13 protein-coding genes are annotated in these 19,956 nt (G+C 38.8%); 7 read left to right on the top strand and 6 right to left on the bottom strand.

From position 1 onward, the window contains the following. Positions 1-7: 7 nt before the first annotated feature. The 4 genes from QSG86_RS01500 (at position 8) to ligA (ending at position 7,672) form a co-directional block, all read left to right on the top strand. Complete coding sequence (locus tag QSG86_RS01500; RefSeq protein WP_317029893.1) at positions 8-817, top strand: sulfite exporter TauE/SafE family protein; 810 nt, start codon at positions 8-10, stop codon at positions 815-817. Positions 818-944: 127 nt separating this feature from the next. Then, positions 945-4,400 carry a chromosome segregation protein SMC gene (smc, locus tag QSG86_RS01495; protein WP_317029892.1) on the top strand — a complete coding sequence of 1,152 codons (3,456 nt, stop codon included), beginning with the start codon at positions 945-947 and terminating at the stop codon, positions 4,398-4,400. Between the two features lies 1 nt (position 4,401). After that, positions 4,402-5,361: a cell division protein ZipA C-terminal FtsZ-binding domain-containing protein gene (locus QSG86_RS01490; protein ID WP_317029891.1), complete on the top strand. Its 960-nt coding sequence runs from the start codon at positions 4,402-4,404 to the stop codon at positions 5,359-5,361. Positions 5,362-5,638: 277 nt separating this feature from the next. Continuing rightward, a complete protein-coding gene (ligA, locus tag QSG86_RS01485) occupies positions 5,639-7,672 on the top strand; it encodes an NAD-dependent DNA ligase LigA (RefSeq protein WP_317029890.1) in 2,034 nt (677 codons plus the stop codon). 130 nt (positions 7,673-7,802) lie between these two features. On the opposite strand, the gene QSG86_RS01480 is transcribed toward ligA, so the two are convergent. The 3 genes from QSG86_RS01480 to QSG86_RS01470 form a co-directional block, all read right to left on the bottom strand. Further along, positions 7,803-9,569, bottom strand: coding sequence for an oleate hydratase (locus QSG86_RS01480; protein ID WP_317029889.1), 1,767 nt, complete (start codon positions 9,567-9,569; stop codon positions 7,803-7,805). 399 nt (positions 9,570-9,968) lie between these two features. Then, positions 9,969-10,301: a hypothetical protein gene (locus QSG86_RS01475; RefSeq protein WP_317029888.1), complete on the bottom strand. Its 333-nt coding sequence runs from the start codon at positions 10,299-10,301 to the stop codon at positions 9,969-9,971. Positions 10,302-10,510: 209 nt separating this feature from the next. Further along, positions 10,511-11,521, bottom strand: a complete 1,011-nt coding sequence (locus tag QSG86_RS01470) for an AraC family transcriptional regulator (RefSeq protein WP_317032547.1) — start codon at positions 11,519-11,521, stop codon at positions 10,511-10,513. Between the two features lie 531 nt (positions 11,522-12,052). Between QSG86_RS01470 and QSG86_RS01465 the strand changes: the two genes are divergently transcribed. Continuing rightward, positions 12,053-13,696 carry a nitrite/sulfite reductase gene (locus QSG86_RS01465; protein ID WP_317032546.1) on the top strand — a complete coding sequence of 548 codons (1,644 nt, stop codon included), beginning with the start codon at positions 12,053-12,055 and terminating at the stop codon, positions 13,694-13,696. Continuing rightward, entirely contained in the window at positions 13,689-14,174 is a 486-nt protein-coding gene (locus tag QSG86_RS01460) for a DUF934 domain-containing protein (RefSeq protein ID WP_317032545.1), read from the top strand. The genes QSG86_RS01465 and QSG86_RS01460 overlap by 8 nt, the downstream gene beginning before the upstream one ends. A 108-nt stretch (positions 14,175-14,282) precedes the next feature. Here QSG86_RS01460 and QSG86_RS01455 read toward each other — a convergent pair whose 3' ends face one another. Further along, positions 14,283-15,458 carry a thiolase family protein gene (locus tag QSG86_RS01455; protein ID WP_317032544.1) on the bottom strand — a complete coding sequence of 392 codons (1,176 nt, stop codon included), beginning with the start codon at positions 15,456-15,458 and terminating at the stop codon, positions 14,283-14,285. Between the two features lie 392 nt (positions 15,459-15,850). Next, the gene (locus QSG86_RS01450) at positions 15,851-16,378 is read right to left on the bottom strand and encodes a Tfp pilus assembly protein FimT/FimU (protein ID WP_317032543.1); all 528 of its coding nucleotides are present in this window, start codon (positions 16,376-16,378) and stop codon (positions 15,851-15,853) included. 333 nt (positions 16,379-16,711) lie between these two features. Here QSG86_RS01450 and omp38 point away from each other — a divergent pair, with 333 nt between their 5' ends. Continuing rightward, on the top strand, positions 16,712-17,773 hold the full coding sequence (omp38, locus tag QSG86_RS01445) for an outer membrane protein Omp38 (protein WP_317032542.1): 1,062 nt from the start codon (positions 16,712-16,714) through the stop codon (positions 17,771-17,773). A gap of 701 nt (positions 17,774-18,474) precedes the next feature. On the opposite strand, the gene QSG86_RS01440 is transcribed toward omp38, so the two are convergent. Next, positions 18,475-19,941, bottom strand: coding sequence for an amino acid permease (locus QSG86_RS01440; protein ID WP_317032541.1), 1,467 nt, complete (start codon positions 19,939-19,941; stop codon positions 18,475-18,477). Positions 19,942-19,956 lie beyond the last annotated feature (15 nt).

The following is a 19,956-nucleotide window of genomic DNA, read 5'->3' as shown; positions in this document are numbered from 1 at the left end:
AATATTTATGGAGTTAATCATATATTTGTTGATTGGTGCAATTGCTGGATTTGCAGCAGGCCTTTTTGGTGTTGGTGGAGGGCTGATTGTTGTTCCTATTTTATATGTTGTTTTTACCTACTTAAATTATGATCCGACTATCGTGATGCATATGGCGGTAGGGACTTCATTAGCGACGATTATTGTGACATCTATCAGTTCTATTTTGGCACACAACAACAAAGGAGGAATCCTGTGGCCAGTCGTGAGGAACTTAGCTCCTGGATTGATTTTCGGTGCATTTTTTGGTGCTGGAATTGCTGATCTCTTACCCGGTTTATGGTTACAATTATTGATTGGTGTTTTTGCGCTGTCGGTAGGCTTTAAAATGTTTAAGGGGGCTAATGTTGTAGTTGATCCTCATCACAAATTACCTTCTACGGCAATGCAAGTGGTTGCTGGTGGGGGGATTGGAATCGCTTCTGCTATTTTTGGTATTGGTGGTGGAAGTTTAACTGTTCCATTTTTAAATAAATGTGGCGTAGTCATGCAAAAAGCGGTCGGAACTTCGGCAGCATGTGGCTTACCGATTGCCGTAGCTGGTGCACTCGGGTTTATGTGGTTTGGTGAGCAAGCTAATATTCAGTTACCCAATACCATTGGTTATATTCAAATTTATGCGTTTGTTGGCATTAGTGTGATGAGTTTTATTACTGCTAAGCAAGGTGCTAAAGTTGCCCATCAGTTATCTCCTGCGATGTTGAAAAAATGTTTTTCAATGCTGTTGGTGGTGATTGGTATTTATTTTGTGGCTAAAGCATTGACCACCTTATATTAATCTTTGATTACTCAAATGATTTTTGATCAATACTGCTGCTTTGGGTAGCGTATTGTGATAGTCACTTTAAATCCAGTTAATTGAAAATTGCATCAGTTGATACTCATGCTATGAATTCTAGGACATTATGCGTTTAAGCAGCTTAAAACTTTCCGGCTTTAAATCTTTTGCCGATAGTACACGATTAAATTTTAAAGCAAACCGTACAGCCGTGGTTGGCCCTAATGGCTGTGGAAAGTCGAATGTGATTGATGCAATTCGCTGGGTAATGGGAGAATCGAGCGCACGTCAATTGCGTGGCGGTCGTATGCAGGATGTAATTTTTACGGGTACAGTAAAACGTAAACCTGTTGGAATGGCCAGCGTAGAGTTACGCTTTGAAAATACTTATGGCACGCTTGGGGGGGCTTATAATGCCTACCATGAATTGGTCATACGCCGTCAAGTAACGCGAGAGGGAGCTTCAGAATATTTTTTAAATGGTACCAAATGTCGTCGTCGTGATATTACAGATATTTTTTTAGGGACAGGATTAGGACCGCGTTCTTATGCCATTATCGAACAGGGGATGATTAATCGTTTGGTTGATGCTAAACCTGAGGAGATGCGGATTTTTATTGAAGAGGCCGCAGGTGTTTCTCGTTATCAGGCACGACGTCGCGAAACAATGTTACATTTAGAACATACCACACAGAATTTATCTCGTCTTGAGGATATTGCCACTGAGCTGCATTCACAGCTTAAAATCTTAAAAAAACAAGCTGAAGCTGCTCTTCAATATCAAGATCTAGCAGTAAAAATTCGTACACTTAAAATCGAAATACTGTCGTTTCAATGTCAACATAGCTTAGATCTACAGCAACAGTACACAATGCAGATGAATGCATTAAATGACACATTTAAATTGGTTCGTGTGGAGTTACATCGTGTTGAACATGAGCTTGTGTCGACCAATGCATTATTTCAGCACCTTATTGAAAAATCAGCACCTTTACAGCAACAGTGGCAACATGCAGAAAAAAAGCAGGCTGAATTAGAGATTACTTTAAAACAGAAAAAAAACTTACAACAGCAGTATATTGCCAGCATAGATGATCTAGAACAGCAAAAAAATCAAGGCAAGCAACGCTTACAATTCATTGAGCAACAGCTCGAGGTTTTATTGCAGCAGCAACAGCAAGAAATAGACGCTGTTCAAATTCAAGAAACTCAAATACAGCAACAACAGCAAAGTGATCAATTATTAACGCAACAACAGCAACAGATCGCTGCACAATTTGCTCATATTAAAGTAAAGGTAGAGCAACAGCAGCAGCATAAAGCGACCTTGTTGTCTCAGCAACAACAATTGCTTAAAAATATGGCAAGAATTGAGCAGCAACATCAGACAATAGCGCAGCAAATTCAACATATTGATCAGTACGATCAGCATCAGGAGCTGGCAGAACGGCAACAGGAAAAAGTTGATTTGGCTGCAATGATCCAACAGATTGAACATCATCTACAACGTGAATCAGCTCAGTTGAGTCAGCTATTAGAACAGCAAATTCAGTATCAGCACCATGAGCGAAATTTAAAGTCTGATATTCAGGTATTACGCGCAGAGCAGAAAAATTTACACCGTTTAATGGTGCAAATCAGTCCTTCACCGCACAGTGAAAGCATATTGTTACATCATTTAAAATTAAAACCGCAGGCTAAGCCTTACGCGCATTTAATTGAGCTATTTTTAGCCAAATGGTTGACGGCAGATATACTGCAATCGACAGAGAACTTTCAACATGATATTGCCCGTCAACTAAAATTAACTGCTGTGACAGATACACAAGTAGCCATGATCGCAGGTCTATCTTGTTTGGCAGACTGGATTGAGCAGCCAGTACATTCATTATGGCAACAGGTGGCAATTGCAACATCATTAGATCAGGCTTTACTTAAGCAAACGCAATTAATTGCAGGACAAAGTATTTTGACTTTAGATGGCTATCATGTAGGCATAGATTGGGTGATTGCCTTGCAGTATGATCAGTTATCGCAGGCTGCACAAGGTGTATTAAGTCACACGATACGTTTAGAAGAAATAGAGCAGCAGTTAAGTCAATTGTTGATTCAACAGCAACAATGTCAACAACAGCAACAGCTTTTGCAACCCGAAATTGAGCAACTACAAAACAATATTCAGCAACAACAAGATCACTTTAAAGTACAACAAAAAGCCTATCAACAGCTAGATCTTCAACTTGCTAAAATACACAGTACGGCTCAGGCATTTGATTTACAAAAGCAACAATTACAACAACAGTTGCAACAGCTTGATGTACAGCTTGAAGAAGATGCAATGCAAAAAGATGATCTAGATATTGACCTCCATGCTTTAACAATAAAGCTAGAGCAAAATTTGCCTGAGTATCAAGCATTGCAATTACAGTTAGCAGCCTGCAATGAAAAAGTAGCAGTAGCTGAACAACATAGCCAAGCACTCCAACAAGCATTACATTTACAGCAACGACAACAACTTCAAACCGTTCAACACTATGAACTGTTAGAAAAAGATCGCTCTTTTTTACGCGTACAGTGTCAACAAATACAGTCACAACTTGAGCAGTCACAACAATTACTGCATCCGATTCAATCCGAATTACCAGAATTAGAAACTCAATTGGTACAGCAAATTCAGCTGACTGAACATTTACAGACAACCTGGCAACAATGGCAGCTTGAATTAAATCATGTACAGCAGCAGCAGCAGCAGCTCACAGAACAACGTCAGCAACAGCAGCAACAAGATGAGACATTACGTACACATTTAGAAGAAAAACGTTTGGCTTGGCAAGCGGCTCAATCAGATGTACAGCATTATTTAGATCAATTAAAGGATATGGCTGCCGATAGGATCACTGATCTCACTCTTGATCTTAAAATACATCAACAACACTTAGCAAAAGCACAGCAACAATTTGAAAAAATAGGCGCTGTAAATCTGGCAGCCTCTAAAGAGTATGAAGAAGTATTAAAGCGTTATCAAGAGCTTAGTCATCAAATGGATGATTTAAAAAATACTGTAACTCAATTACAATCTGCGATGAAGAGCATCGATCAAGAAACGCGTAAACTGTTTATGACCACCTTTGATCAAGTGAATGCCGAATTAAAATTACTTTTTCCTAAAGTCTTTAATGGTGGTGAAGCCAGTTTAATACTTGAAGATGACTGGCAATCGGGTGTAAAACTAATGGCTCGTCCACCAGGTAAGCGTAATAGTTCATTGGCATTACTTTCTGGTGGTGAAAAAGCGTTAACTGCATTAGCATTGGTTTTTGCAATTTTTCGTTTAAATCCAGCACCGTTTTGTGTATTGGATGAGGTTGATGCGCCCTTGGATGATGCGAATGTTGGACGTTTTTGCAATCTGGTTAAAGAGCTTTCTGAACAGGTTCAATTTATTTACATTACACATAATAAATTGGCAATGACCATGGCAACAGATTTACTTGGAGTGACCATGCCTGAACCAGGAACATCAAAATTAGTGACGGTAAATTTAGAAGAAGCTGTTGAATATGGTTTAGTCGCGGAGGCATAGTATGGAAATTACCACAATTATTGGGATTGTATTTGCAGTCATTATGATTCTATTGGGATTATTTTGGTTGTTAAAAAAACCAAATGATACTGCGCCTTCATTAGAAAGTGCTTTGCAGTTAAATGAAGAATCTCAGCAGCCCATTATTCCACGTCACGTACGTGACCAGTTACAAGTTGATTGCATTGAATCACAGCGAATTGAACCTGTATTAAATGAACCACCAGCAGATCATGCCGTGGTCCATGAGTCAGTCAGCTTAGATCAAGCTCAAATTGATTTAAATCATCAACAGACAGTATCCACATTGGTTCAGGCAGATTCGGTTGCTGAAGATTCAGCGCGTGAAACACAGCGTTTAACCGCAGAAAGCATTTTAGTGGCCAATCCGCTTGAGCAGAAACCATCAGAGCAAGGGTTTAGTTTAAACAATCATATCAATAAAGCTGAAATTGCTGAATTTAACGAAGAAAGTAGCATTTTGGATGCACATTTACATGAGCAAAAAGTGGTTGATGATGAGTGTGCTTTAGTGACAGCCGAGTCATTTATTGCCTTTAATATTGTTTCAAATCATCGTGTTTTATCTGGGGATAAGACTTTAAAAGTACTGTTAAAATATGGTTTGCGTTTTGGCGAAATGAAATGTTTCCATCGCTATAATGATGATGGTTCAAAACTCCTTTTTTCTGTTTTGAAAATTACAGAAGAAGGTACTGAAGGATTTGATCTTGAAACATTATCAACTGAAGAGGTTAAAGGTTTGGCCTGCTTTTTAGCATTACCACATAATGATGTACAAAATGCATTTGATACGATGGTGAGTATTTCTGGTTTAATTGCACGAGAAATTTCTGGTGCAGTTTACGATCAAGATAATTTTGAATTAACACCTCAATTACGTGAGTATTGGCGTCATCAGGCGATTGATTATAAATCTGGAAAAACGCTTGGTGTATAATGTCAGTCGATTATTTAATAATATTGTGCTGAAAAGCTGACATTACATGTATAGATTTCGACTTAATGTCGCTGTGATCGGGTAAATTAAGCAACAAATAGACGATTTAGCGCTAAAATCGCTTGTGTTTTTAATTGGATGTTTGCTTAAAATCACCCATGATTGTATTTATAGTCATCATGATGAGTGGTGATTATTTTATTGATCAGAAATTAAGTTGAAGTATTTAAAGACTACAGTCTAGAGTGGGAAACCACTCTTTTTTTATGGTGAACTCATGACTCAAAACGCCACTGTGATTGCACATATGCGTCAATTAATTCAATTACTTGCTCAGCATAATCATGCCTATTATGTGTTGGATCAGCCGATGATTGAGGACAGTGAGTATGATCAGTTGTTTCATCAACTCAAGGCGTTAGAACAGCAATATCCTGAATGTATTCAGCCTGATACACCTACAAGGACGGTTGGTGGTACGCCATTATCGAAATTTGAGAATGTGACTCATGCAGTGCCGATGCTATCTTTGGGGAATGTATTTAATCAAGAAGAACTTTTTGCTTTTGCACGTCGTGTCGAAGAGCGTTTAGGCAATCAGGATGTTGAATATGATGTTGAATTAAAATTTGATGGTTTAGCCATTTCACTTTGGTATGAAAATGGTATTTTAGTTCGTGGTGTAACTCGTGGCGATGGTGAAACTGGCGAAGATATTACGCAAAATGTTAAAACAATTCGTAATTTACCAAAAGTCCTCTCATCAATTAAAGATCCGATACCTCAACTGCTGGAAGTACGAGGTGAGGTGTTAATGCCTAAATCGGGCTTTGAAAAACTGAATGCTGAAAATGCGGCCAAAGATGAAAAAACCTTTGCAAATCCACGTAATGCTGCTGCGGGTAGTTTACGTCAATTAGATCCTCAGATTGCAGCAGCACGTCCTTTGGCTTTCTATGCTTACGGTATTGCCCAATGTGAGCCTCATCATCAACAGCATACCATGTCTGCCAGTTTAGCATGGTTAACGCAGTTTGGTTTTGCCATTGGCGAGCGTCATTTTGTCTGTAAAACCATTCAAGAGGTGCAGCATGTTTATGAGCAAATCAATCAGGAACGTGCAGATTTAAGTGTTGAAATTGATGGGATGGTGATCAAGGTCAATGATCTTAAACAACAACAGCAACTCGGTTTTTTAAGTCGTGAACCACGTTGGGCAACGGCCTATAAATTTCCCGCAGTTGCCGCTTTAACTCAGGTTGAACAAGTGGATTGGCAAGTTGGACGTACAGGTACTTTAACGCCAGTGGCACGCCTGAATCCTGTTGCTGTCGGTGGAGTGACGATTGCCAATGTTACGCTACATAATATTGGTGAAATTCATCGTTTAGGTTTACGTATTGGTGATACAGTCAGTGTTTATCGTAGTGGTGATGTGATTCCAAAAGTGGAAAAGGTGTGGCTTGAATTACGTCCAGAACAAACACAAAGTATTGAATTGCCAAGTCAATGCCCTGTTTGTTCATCTCCTGTGGTGATGCCTGAAGGGGAGGCTTTGGCACGTTGTAGTGGTGGATTGTATTGTGCAGCACAACGAATTGAAGCGATCCGACATTTTGTTTCACGTAAAGCAATGGACATCGAAGGTCTGGGTGATCGTTGGGCGGAATCATTATTACATCTGGACTTATTAAAAAACGTTGCCGACATTTATCAACTCGATCAACACCGAGAACAACTTTTAAGCATTGAAAAAATGGGAGAGAAATCTGTTCAAAATTTATTTGATGCGATTGAAAAAAGTAAACATACCACATTAGCAGCCTTTATTTATGCTTTAGGTATTCGCGGTGTAGGTGAAACGACAGCACGGATGTTGGCTAATACCTTTCAAACACTAGATGCGCTAAGACAAGCTGATTTAGAAACATTAAAGAAAACACCTGATGTGGGTGCTATTACAGCAGAATGGATTCTCGATTTTTTTCAAGCACCGCATAATATTGAAGTGATTGAGCGTCTATTGTTGGCTGGTATTCATTGGGATGCGCCTGTTGCACCCACTCGCCAACCGTTAAATGGCGAAAGCTGGGTGATTACGGGTACATTGACACAAATGGGACGTGATGAGGCAGCACAACTGCTACAAACATTAGGTGCGCGGGTCAGTGGAAGCATTTCGAGTAAAACCAAATGTTTAGTTGCTGGTGAAAAGGCCGGCTCTAAACTGGATAAAGCACAAAAGCTCGGTATACGTGTCATCAATGAGCAGGATTTTCTGAATTTAATGCAAGACTATGGTGTTTATTGATTTTAAATGGGGCTAGCGTAATTTGCTGTGTTCCAGCGTATAGCGCGGCTAAAATAATGACCACATATCGACTGTTAGCATCGATTGCCTTTATTCTAGCCGCCAATAACCGTTACGAATACATTAATTGTTAATCTTCCGAGACAATTTGATATTCTTTGAGCAACGTTCCAATTTGTGTGTGATTGAGTTTATTAAACAATAAATGACGTAAAAACTTCGGCCCAGGAATATCCAGTGCTTTGCCATCACGTAGGCGTCCTGTTGCTGCAAGTAAGCAACGGATATCATAGGTTGAATTAAAAACTTCTGGAATTCCACGTTCAATATTTAATAGGGTATAAACTGCTTCCATTGGCGTACGCACAGAATATTCTGTCGTAAAAATACAGTCACGTTGTTTGGATTCAGCAAACTGGCCAATAAATGCAAAATTAACAGCACCTGCTGGAACAACATCAGGGCGGTCGCCTGCCTGACGTGGCATAAAGAAGGAGGTAACATAAGGCATCATGACAGGTACGGTATTTGCACCAGTACGGGCTAACTCTGCAATATCTTCTACCGGCACACCTAAATGATATAACCATTCCTGAGTGATTTCTTCACCAGTACAATCCTGCATCGGTTTTTTAATAAAATCTCCAGGAGTTTCAACAAAAAGAGAATATAGCCATACGACAATTTGATCTTTAGGTTGGTGTTTAAAATGTGGTTGACGATTTACAGTCCAGCTCAGTAACCACGATGAATCTTTGGCAGTGACAATCCCTCCAGTGACAACCTTGCCACTAAAAGGATCTCGTTTTGCAATTTTTTCAATATATTGAGGAATACGATGATCTAAAGTCGTGACTGTTGCTGATTCCCATTTCGTTTCTGTAATATTGCTACAAAATTTTTCCGGATGACCGAAAGCAGGATCCTTTTGCGCAATACGTTTCCATAAATCCCAAGCGGGAGCAGCGCCATCATTAATTTTTGCTGCAGTATGATGATCTCCACAATCAGAATTTTCAGTTAATGAGCCGTTGGTAATAAACAGTAAGTCATCTGATGTTAAGGCTTTCCCCCCAGCTTGGCCATCTTGAATCCAGTGGAGATAGGTGGCTTGTTTCTGTGTTGTAATGTGAAAGTCTACATCAGTGACCGTTGTATTATATTGAAATTTAACGCCATGATCTTTAAGCCATTTCACTAAAGGAAGTACCAGAGATTCGTATTGATTATATTTGGTAAACTTCAGCGTAGATAAATCAGGAAGACCATGAATATGGTGAATAAAACGATGTAAATAAAGTTTCATTTCTAAAGCAGAGTGCCATTCTTCAAAAGCAAACATGGTGCGCCAATATAACCAAAAATTACTTGCAAAAAATTCCTCACCCATGACTTCATTAATTCTTTTATTCTCCATTTCTTCACGCGTGGCAAGAAATAATTGAATAATATCTTTTTGTGCAGCTTCACTTAGTGTAAATAAGTTTTTGGTTTGAGCATCTTTACCTTGTTGTATGGTTGCTCGTTGTAAGGAATAATTCGGATCATCTTTATTTAGCCAGTAAAATTCATCTAGGACACTGGCATCCTCAATCTCTAAAGAAGGGATGGAACGAAATAAATCCCAAAGGCATTCAAAATGATTTTCCATTTCTCTGCCACCACGAATCACAAACCCTTTTTCGGGCTCTTTAATACCATCTAATGCCCCCCCAGGTAATGCTTGTTCTTCTAAAATGGTGATTTTGTCACCTTGCATTTGTCCATCACGAATCAGAAAGGCAGCACCTGCCAATGAAGCAAGACCAGAACCAACAAACCAAGCTGATTTTTGCTCCACATTTTGTGGTTTTCTTGGTTTAGCAAAAGCCTCATAATTTCCATTGCTGTAATACATTAAGTAAACCCTCTTTTTATGTTATGAATGATGATGGATCGGAAATATCATATTTCTATAAATGAATGAAAATGACATTAATACATGGATGTTTTATTGTTTACAGTAGTGCATATCACACACTATATAAATGACAAATTTTTTTTAAAAATCATAGTGATTTCATGTAAAGCTAAGTAAATAGTATCATCTATGCTGGAAGGTATCGGGCAATAAGGTGTAGTGATATCAATTAAAATACGTTGTAATCAGTGCTATAACCAAGTGTAGGTCGTTATGTTTTATTGTTTTAATGAGAGATCGTGATCTTTAGGCGAAGTTAAATAATAGATTGATTTGATCAAGATCATCTGCGCTGCGCAAGTAGAGATATTCTCCAGCGCAACGCGATGACCAAGCTTAGTGTGAATGGGTTGAACTGGCTTCTTGTGCTGGCATATTCATCTGCATATGATCTTGTTTAGCCATGGCATGATTGTTCATGTTTTTTTCAATTTCTTCACGTTTTAATTGATCTTGCTGTGCTTTTTGCAGTGCTTCTGGAGACATGGTTGGTGCCTCTTTAAAAGCATGTTGTTGCATATTTTGTTTATGCTGTTGGCTTGGCATGTAGTCTGCTTCTGTATTAACGGCTAAATAAATAAAAGCCAAAAATATTGCACCAACGATACATGAGATGATGAGAGCTTTCCAGCCCCAAGGCGTACTTTCAGGAGGAGGAAGATTAGCCATAATGAGCAATATCCATCAGAAAAAGTTGCCTAGCTTTATAGCATAAACTACTCGGCTTGTGGACGATTTATTCAGATTAGATCTTAAGCCAAGATGGAATAGATGATTAGAATCAGTCAGATATCAAGTGATTGTATATTGATTCTTTATCTACAAATTAAAGATGGACCTATATTTACCTTATTGTAAAATAGATCCAAAAGATTTGATTAATGATAACCATGGAGCTGGCGATATAAGCCAGGTGTTACGCCAGTCCACTTTTTAAAGGCACGATGGAAGGTACTGGTTTCACTAAAGCCCACTTGCTGTGCAACGTCTTCTAATGTTAAGCCTGGGTTTAATAATAAATGAATGGCAGCATCGCGACGTAATGCATCTTTTACCCCTTGATAGCTTTTACCTTCCGCAGCGAGGCGACGACGTAATGTTTGTGGTGAAAGATATAACATCGATGCGACATCATTGAGCGTCGGCATTTCTTCACCAATTTGACTTTTTAGTACATCACGAATACGTGAGGTGAGTGAATTGGTATTTTTAAATTTGACTAGCAATTGTGCTGGCGCCAGTTTTAAAAACTCTTCCAGTGATTCTTCTGATTGACGAATTGGTAAATCTAAATAGTCCGCTGCAAAAGTAATTTCAGTACGTAGTGTATCGAATTGCATGACAGGCGCAAAAAATAAAGCATCATATTCATCGGCATGATGTGGACGTGGATAACCAAAATGTACCCGTTCAAGAGGTAGACGGCGATCAATTAACCAAGACGCTAGTCCATGCCAGATCATTAGCATACTTTCGGTAATATAGTGATCTGGATCTGCTGCAGTTGGAATAAGCGGAACTAAACGTGCTTCATGTTTATCACGTTCCAGTGAAACACACCATTCATCACCAAAAAGCTTGTAGAACTGTGTCGAGAGTTCAAGTGCATCACCCAAGGTTTTAGCATGGATAATCAGTTGACACATAATGGCAAATGTACCCAGTCTGCGTGGTTGAGTATCAAAACCAACATGTTCGTCTTGAGTGACCATCCAGAGCATTTTAACCAGACGAGTATATTGTTCTGGCGAGATACGTGCTTTCGGCTGACGGAGTAATTCAGCTTCAATACCCACGTGGGAAAGTAGTGTTTCAACGTCCATGCCGAGGCGTTTGACACCTGTAAGTGCAGCATTGACAAAATGGATACTAATCGTATCTCGACTCATCACTAATCCTTCCGATTCTCGTATGTTCACATTCACGTATTTTGACCTAAATGACTTAGAAATTTTCTGGCAATAGATGGATCAGTATTACCAGTTTACACATGTTAAATTGCCGAAACTATCAAGGTAAATGGCTTAAGATGACATTGTTTTTAGATCTTTATGGATCCTTTAATGGTGGATTATACATTGTTTTTAACAATAAAAATATTTTAACAAATTGATATATTTGAAAATATTAATTTTAAGTTAGCTCAAAAATGTGATGCTTAGCATATTGTTTAAAATGATCTTAACTGTATCTTTTGTTTAAATTGATCTGGTGACTGAAAATGATTGCAGTAGCATTGAGGGGTGAGGGCCAGTTCATCGATTGATATTGAATAAAATATGGTGATTTTGGCTTGGTGATCCGGTTAAACATATACTTATCAATAAAATCGCTATGAAATATGTAAAAAACGCATTTTATTGATAGATTAAATCTGGTTATGCTTAACTGGTTATAATAGAAATTACTAGCTGTACGCCATGTATTTATATACTGATTTTGATCAGCAACTGATTAATGAACGTGTTGCGCAGTTCCGTGATCAAACGGAACGTTATTTAGCGGGTAAATTGACTGAAGACGAGTATCGCCCGTTACGTCTACAAAATGGTCTATATGTGCAACGTTATGCACCTATGCTCCGTATTGCTGTGCCTTATGGTTTAATGAATTCTAAACAACTGCGTAAAGTTGCGGAATTGGCTAAAGCGTATGATCGTGGTTATGCCCATGTATCAACACGTCAGAATATTCAATTTAACTGGCCGGCACTTGAAAATGTTCCTGATATGTTGGCTGAACTTGCAACTGTTCAAATGCATGCGATTCAAACTTCGGGTAACTGTATTCGAAATACGACCACCGATCAGTATGCAGGTGTGGTGGCAGGTGAAATTGCTGATCCACGTCCAACCTGTGAGTTGATCCGTCAATGGTCAACCTTTCATCCTGAGTTTGCTTTTTTACCGCGTAAATTTAAAATCGCAGTTTCTGCACTCGAAGAAGTAGATCGTGCAGCAACATCATTTCACGATATCGGCGTGTATATCGTTAAAAATGAGGCGGGAGAGATCGGTTATAAAATTAAAGTTGGTGGTGGTTTAGGTCGTACCCCTGTCATTGGTAGTTTTATTCGTGACTTTTTACCACGTGAAGATTTGATTGCTTATTTAGAGGCGGTTTTACGTGTTTATAACCTGCATGGTCGTCGTGATAATAAATATAAAGCACGTATTAAAATTTTAGTTAAAGCACTCACTCCAGAAGTTTTTGCAGAAAAAGTTGAAGCTGAGTTTGCTCATACCCAGCAAAGCTTAAAAATTCAGCCTGAAATTTTACAAAAACTGGATGAAGAGTTTAAGCCATTTGCATATCAAAATTATGCCAATGAGGATTTTAGTGCGCTTTTTGCTGCAGAAGCAAAATTTAAGCAATGGTTTAATATCAATACCTATGCGCATAAAGTACCAGGCTATCGTATTGTCACGATTTCGTTAAAGCGTGCAGGTATTGCACCTGGTGACATGACGAGCGAGGAAATGAATTTAATCGCTGATCTGGCTGATCGTTATACCTTTGGTGAGTTACGTACTACCCATGAGCAAAATATTGCTTTGGTTGATGTACCACAAAAAGATTTGTTTGAATTATGGAAAATTCTGGATAAAAACAATCTTGCTCGTGCACACATTGGTTTTATTACCGATATTATCTGCTGTCCTGGTGGTGATTTTTGTTCATTGGCCAATGCCAAATCAATTCCGATTTCTGAAGCAATTACTCGTCGTTTTGATGATTTAGATACGATTTATAACTTAGGTAAATTGGATCTTAATATTTCAGGTTGTATGAATGCTTGTGGTCACCATCATGTCGGTAATATTGGTATTTTAGGTGTGGATAAAAAAGGTGCAGAGTTTTATCAAATTACCTTAGGCGGTAATGCTGATCATGATGCTTCTATTGGAGATATTTTAGGACCATCATTTGCGGCTGAAGTGGTGCCAGATGTCATCGAAGAAATTTTAAATACTTATTTGGATTTACGCAGTGAAGGTGAAGCATTTATTGATACTTATCGCCGTGTAGGAATTAAACCGTTTAAGGAGCGTGCATATGCTTAATCTCGCACGACCAGTACTGACAAAAGATGGTCAAGTGATTGATAATCGCTATCAAATGATTACAGAAGATGGTGTATTACCTGCAGGTGATGTTCTGTTAACGGTAGAGCAACTCGATCAAATTGATGCTGTTTCAGGAAGAAAGGCACTGTATGTCACGGTAGAAACTTCACCAGAAACGCATCAATTTCCATTACAGCAATTAGATGCAATTTTTATTGAATTTGCAGGCTTTAATGATGGTCGAGGTTATTCTTTTGCTGCTTTATTACGTCGTCAAGGTTTTCAGGGTGAGTTACGTGCAACAGGCGATGTCTTTAAAGATGTCTTAAACTATATGAAACGTGCAGGTTTTGATAGTTTTATCATTAAAGACGGCAAGGATATTCACGAAGCTGCTGCTGGTTTAACTGATTTTACCGCACCTTATCAAGCATCTACAGCAGTGTTACAGGCGCATTATCAAACTGGTGCTTAATCGCGTCTAAGATTGATCGCAATCATGATTAAAAAGCTGGATATTGTATCCAGCTTTTTTGATTATAATTATAGTTGTAGGATTATCTATGATAGCGATGCCTATTTGTTAGCATAGTTCAATCGCAATCGCTGTTGCCTCACCACCGCCAATACATAAGCTAGCAATGCCTTTTTTACCGCCTGTACGTTTTAATGCATAAATTAAGCTTAAAATAATACGTGAACCTGTAGAACCAACAGGATGTCCTAGCGCACATGCACCACCATGAATATTGACTTGATCTGGATTAAGCTTAAAGGCATCGATTGCAGCCATCGTCACCATGGCAAAGGCTTCATTAATTTCCCAAAGATCTACATCGTCAATATGCCAGCCAGTTTTTTTTAAGAGTTTTTCAATCGCACCGATAGGTGCAATAGTAAACTCTGCAGGATGTTGTGAGTGTGAGCTATAAGCAATGATTTTAGCTAAAGGTGTTTGCTGTTTTGCTGCTGCATATGCGGCAGAGCTAATCACTAAGGCAGAAGCACCATCTGAAATTGAGCTGGAGTTTGCTGCGGTAATACTGCCATTTTTTGCAAAGGCTGGACGTAACGTTGGAATTTTTTCGAGATTTGCATTCAGGGGTTGCTCATCTTGTGTAATCACGCTATCACCCTGACGTGTGGTGATAGGGACTGCGACGATTTCATCATTAAAATAACCAGCAGTGATTGCATGTTGTGCACGTTTTAAAGAGCGAATCGCAAATTCATCCATCTGTTGACGCGTATATGCTCGATTATCTGCCATGTCTTGAGCAAATCCTCCCATTAAGCGTCCAGTTTCTGCATCTTCTAGACCATCAAAAAACATATGGTCCTTTATTTCACCGTGGCCCATTCTGTAACCTGCACGTGCTTGGGTAAGGACATAAGGTGCATTGCTCATCGACTCCATGCCACCCGCGATAATGGCATGTGCAGAGCCTGCCTTAATTGCATCGGCAGCTTGCATCACCGCTTTCATTCCGGAACCACAAAGTTTATTGATGGTGGTTGCACCAATACTGTCTGCTAAGCCAGCTTGACGCATCGCTTGACGTGCAGGTCCTTGTTTTAAGCCAGCGGGTAAAACACAACCCATAATGACTTCATCGATATCTGTTGCTTGTAAACCCGAGCGATGTAGCGCTTCTTGAATGGTTAATGCACCGAGTTGAGGTGCACTAATGCTGGATAGGCTACCTTGAAAACCGCCCATTGCAGTACGTGCACCGCTGAGAATAACGATATCTGTCATTGGTATTTTTCCTTGTCGATTGAATTTTTATGCTGAGTAATTATCTATAGGGTTGAATATGGCGTCACTACCTTGCAAAACCATATTTTCATGCTTGAATATCATTTGCTTCTGTTGTTGATCGATTGTCGCAGCTAAAAATAGATCAAGTAATCAATAGGTCGATATTCAAGCCCAATTCAATAGCATGATGGCAATGTAAGTTTATCTCAAACTATTTTATCGATGATGATCAATAGATGACAATCTAGCATGCACATGTAGGGGAGTGAGGTGCTAATATCATAAACAAGCGATAGTTGAGCATAGTCTTCATTCTCCATCATGTTTATCATGATTGACAAAATTATACGGAATAAGTTGATCAATTAAAGTCGAGATCGTTAGACTGATCAGTTTTGCTCTAGTGTTGCTATTTCGACTCGAATATGTGCTGTTTTGCTTAAGATAATTCGCTGTTGTAATGGGAGTATATGGCTTTGATAGTAAAAGCTGCCGTTATATCCGATTGGGTGGCCAAGGTGGGCCTTAAAGACAATACACGGTGAACGTAATGCACCATGCCAGTTTAACTGACCATACTTTAAATTAAGCTGTCGATGATCCAAGATGGGTTCATTCGGGTCTATTTGACGATTTTGATTAAGATCTGCGAAGACAATCGATTGTCGATGCCAACAATTCAGTTCACATTGTTGGCCCTGATGAGAGCAACACAATATGATGTTGCTATGTCTTAATTGAGCTGCATTTTTAGCCAGATGAATCTGTTGATAGAGATGATGCGTGACTTGTGATAACTCTTGTCTGGCCCACAGATGTTGAAAGTAAGGGAAAATGAGGCTTGCACATAATATTAAAATAGCCAATACTATGAAAACTTCAATGAGACATAACCCTAAATTTTTATTATAAAACATTGTCTTATGTTGCTTTTTTTGAAAAATTAAATTTTTTTTAAAAGATTTATTTCTTGAAATTTAAGAAAGAATGGTAGAATAAAACTGAACCAAAAGATTAGCTTAAGCTATTCACTGCGGAAAATTTAGTAAAATTTACGTAATTACAACGGAATTTGTAAGTAATTTTGTCAATAATTTGCTGGATTAAAACTATCAACCACTTGGAAAAGACTCAAAGTGTTTGTATGATTCATAGTGACTAGCTTAAAAACTGGGGTAAAAGCCTATCTCAGGATAGACAAAGTTTAGGCTTGTACTTGAAAAATAATGTTATCTCTGGAGGATAAATCCATGAAAATGAGCCGTATTGCGTTAGCAATGCTCGTAGCTGCTCCATTAGCTGCTGCAAATGCAGGTGTAACTGTTACTCCGTTGTTACTTGGTTATACTTTCCAAGATTCTTTGAAAGATTATAATAAAGATAATGCAAATGCAGCTGGCGATATCAAACTTAAAGATGATGTCTTTGCTGGTGCTGCGCTTGGTGTTGAATTAACACCATGGTTAGGCTTTGAAGCTGAATATAGCCAAGTTAAAGGTGATGTTGATTCTAGAGCTGCAGGCGCGCGTGATTTTGACAAGCTAGGCAAATACAAACAAAGTATTGTTGCTGGTAACTTCTATGTAACATCTGATCTTATTACTAAAGATTATGACAGCAAAATCAAGCCTTACGTATTGTTAGGTGCAGGTCATGCTAAAGTAAAATTTGAAGATGGCGCAAGCGGTATCGACGAAAGAGAAGGTACTGTTGGTAACGCAGGTGTTGGTGCATTCTGGCGCTTAAACGATGCTTTATCTCTTCGTACTGAAGCACGTGCAACTTATAACGAAGCAGTTAAAAACTGGAACTATACAGCACTTGCTGGTCTTAATGTCGTACTTGGCGGCCACTTAAAACCTGCTGCTCCTGTAGTTGAAGTTGCTGAAGTTGAAGTGATTGCTCCAGTTACTCCACCGCCACAAGATTTGGTTGAAGATTTGAACATGGAACTTCGTGTGTTCTTTGATACAAACAAATCAAACATCAAACCACAATACCAACCAGAAATTGCTAAAGTTGCTGAGAAGTTAGTTGAGTATCCAAATGCGACTGCTAACATCAAAGGTTATACTGATAACACTGGTCCATTAGCGTTGAACCAACGTTTATCTTTAGCTCGTGCTAACTCTGTAAAATCAGCACTTGTAAACGAATATAACGTTGATCCATCTCGTTTAGCAACTGAAGGCTTTGCTTGGAATGATCCAATTGCAAGCAACAGTACTGCTGAAGGTCGTGCAATGAACCGTCGTGTATTTGCAACGATTTCTGGTAGCCGTACAGTTCCAGCATCTCAAGTTCAACAATAATTTGAACTGATGATCTAAAAAACGACCCTTAAGGGTCGTTTTTTTTATCAAATTGAGCGTAAAAGTACCCTTTTTAAAGGTATCGATATCAGGTAAGCCATATCACAAAATATGAGGTGATGGCCTATTGTGCAAGCTTATAGATATTTTTCTTGTGTTGATATTTGGCGATGAAAACAGTTAATTTCGTATCAAAGAGCAATATTGCAAGGTGCTCAATCAATTAGCACTTAAGCTTAATTTTATCTGTAACGTGGTGAATGATTTAAGGTTTAGGGATCTAGAAAAGGCGAATTGCTGTCTAAGGATGAGATCGCTCAGTATATGAAAGGAAGGTCAAAATAATATCATTCACAGTGTCAAACAGTATTAACTGTTATGAACGAATAGCGGATAGGTGCTAAACAATTTAATTTGCGCTATACGGTTTTTTCGTCGTGATAGGCTATCTAAATTTGAGCAACCATAAAAATTACGCGTATGATGAAATAAGATAATTACTGCGATAACCTTATTGATTATAAGATAAATATAAGGTCTTGAGTGCTAAGTTTATGGGTAGATAATGAGGTAATTTAAATCAAGATGTTGATATTAGGCCAACTCAATTTTTAAATATCATCTCATAAAAAAACCCTATAAGTAGCGGTATACTCATAGGGTCTAGTACAGCATATTGATTTTACTAAATACTCAACTATTTAATCATCATCAAGTTTTGCAGGTTTAACATCCATGTTTTGATAGGAAATCAGTTTGGTTTTATATTTCCATTTATAGCCGAGCCAAATGGCTAAAAACAATGGAATACTGATATAGGTCGAAATCAGGCCTAACCAATCGATTTTCCCCCCCATAAATGCTTGGTAGTTTTGTCCTAAAATAATCACAGAACAGAGTGTAAAGGCAAACCAAGGTGCAAAAGGGAAAAATTTGGCTTTATATGCCAAGTCTTCAAGTTTATATCCTTGCGCTAAATAACCTTTACGAAAGCGATAATGCGATACGGCAATACCGAGCCAGACAATAAACCCACACATACCCGAGATATTCAGTAACCAGTTAAAGACTTGCTGTTCACCAATAAATGTAGTTAAAAAACATAAGGCTGCAATTGCTGTTGTTGCATATAACGCATTCATTGGTACGCCACGAGAATCGAGTTTGGCAAACCATTTTGGTGCGCGCTGATGACGTGCCATATCAAATAGCATTCGTGTAGAGGAATACATTCCTGAATTACCAGCAGACAGAATAGCGGTGAGAATAACGGCATTCATCAGACTGGCAGCAAAGGCAAAACCTGCTTTTTCATATAATAATGTAAATGGTGAAAGAGCAATGTTGTCACTTGATGCCGCTTGTAACAGGAATGGATCTGTATAGGGAATCAGTGTACCGATAATAAAAATACATACGACATAAAACAGTAAGATGCGCCAAAAAATTTGTTTAATGGCCAGTGGAATCGTTTTCTTAGGATCTTTGGATTCACCTGCTGCGACCCCAACCATTTCTGTGCCTTGAAAGGAGAATCCTGCAATCATGGCAACACCAATCATAGCCTGTAAGCCACCGACAAAAGGTGCTTCACCCAGAGTCCAGTTGGCAAAGGCATGCGCATCAGGGGTCATCATGATTTTTACAATCATGGCAATACCAATGATAATAAAAACAATAATCGCGAGAACTTTAACTAAGGAGAAAACAAATTCACTTTCACCAAAACCTTTTACCGTGAGCGCATTGATGGCAAAAATAATGGCAAGGAAGAGGGCACTCCAATAGAAGCCGGGAAGATCTGGAAACCAGAACTTCATAATAAATTGTACGGCAACCAATTCAAATGCAACAGTAATTGCCCAGTTGTACCAATAGTTCCAGCCTAAGGCAAAGCCAAAGCCACCATCGACGTATTTGGTGCCATAGGTAAAAAAGGCACCTGAGGTGGGATTGTGTGTTGCCAGCTCGCCCAAACTGGTCATTAAGAAATAAATCATAATCCCAATTAGACAATAGGCCAATAAGGCACCACCAGGGCCAGCATTTGCAATTGTTTCACCAGAAGCTAGAAATAAGCCAGTACCGATAGAGCCACCAATCGCAATCATATTTAAATGGCGTGCACTTAGCTTACGCTTTAAATGTGCAGATTGATTCTCGCTCATGGTGTTTCCTTTTTT

The sequence above is a fragment of the Acinetobacter sp. SAAs474 genome (genome assembly GCF_032823475.1).
Taxonomy (GTDB): domain Bacteria; phylum Pseudomonadota; class Gammaproteobacteria; order Pseudomonadales; family Moraxellaceae; genus Acinetobacter.
This window is presented reverse-complemented; position numbering and strand designations above follow the sequence as displayed.

Coding starts and splice junctions, on each gene's coding strand:
- QSG86_RS01500 (WP_317029893.1), top strand. CDS start 8: ATGGAGTTAATCATATATTTGTTGATTGGTGCAATTGCTGGATTTGCA.
- smc (WP_317029892.1), top strand. CDS start 945: ATGCGTTTAAGCAGCTTAAAACTTTCCGGCTTTAAATCTTTTGCCGAT.
- QSG86_RS01490 (WP_317029891.1), top strand. CDS start 4,402: ATGGAAATTACCACAATTATTGGGATTGTATTTGCAGTCATTATGATT.
- ligA (WP_317029890.1), top strand. CDS start 5,639: ATGACTCAAAACGCCACTGTGATTGCACATATGCGTCAATTAATTCAA.
- QSG86_RS01480 (WP_317029889.1), bottom strand. CDS start 9,569: ATGTATTACAGCAATGGAAATTATGAGGCTTTTGCTAAACCAAGAAAA.
- QSG86_RS01475 (WP_317029888.1), bottom strand. CDS start 10,301: ATGGCTAATCTTCCTCCTCCTGAAAGTACGCCTTGGGGCTGGAAAGCT.
- QSG86_RS01470 (WP_317032547.1), bottom strand. CDS start 11,521: ATGAGTCGAGATACGATTAGTATCCATTTTGTCAATGCTGCACTTACA.
- QSG86_RS01465 (WP_317032546.1), top strand. CDS start 12,053: ATGTATTTATATACTGATTTTGATCAGCAACTGATTAATGAACGTGTT.
- QSG86_RS01460 (WP_317032545.1), top strand. CDS start 13,689: ATGCTTAATCTCGCACGACCAGTACTGACAAAAGATGGTCAAGTGATT.
- QSG86_RS01455 (WP_317032544.1), bottom strand. CDS start 15,458: ATGACAGATATCGTTATTCTCAGCGGTGCACGTACTGCAATGGGCGGT.
- QSG86_RS01450 (WP_317032543.1), bottom strand. CDS start 16,378: ATGTTTTATAATAAAAATTTAGGGTTATGTCTCATTGAAGTTTTCATA.
- omp38 (WP_317032542.1), top strand. CDS start 16,712: ATGAAAATGAGCCGTATTGCGTTAGCAATGCTCGTAGCTGCTCCATTA.
- QSG86_RS01440 (WP_317032541.1), bottom strand. CDS start 19,941: ATGAGCGAGAATCAATCTGCACATTTAAAGCGTAAGCTAAGTGCACGC.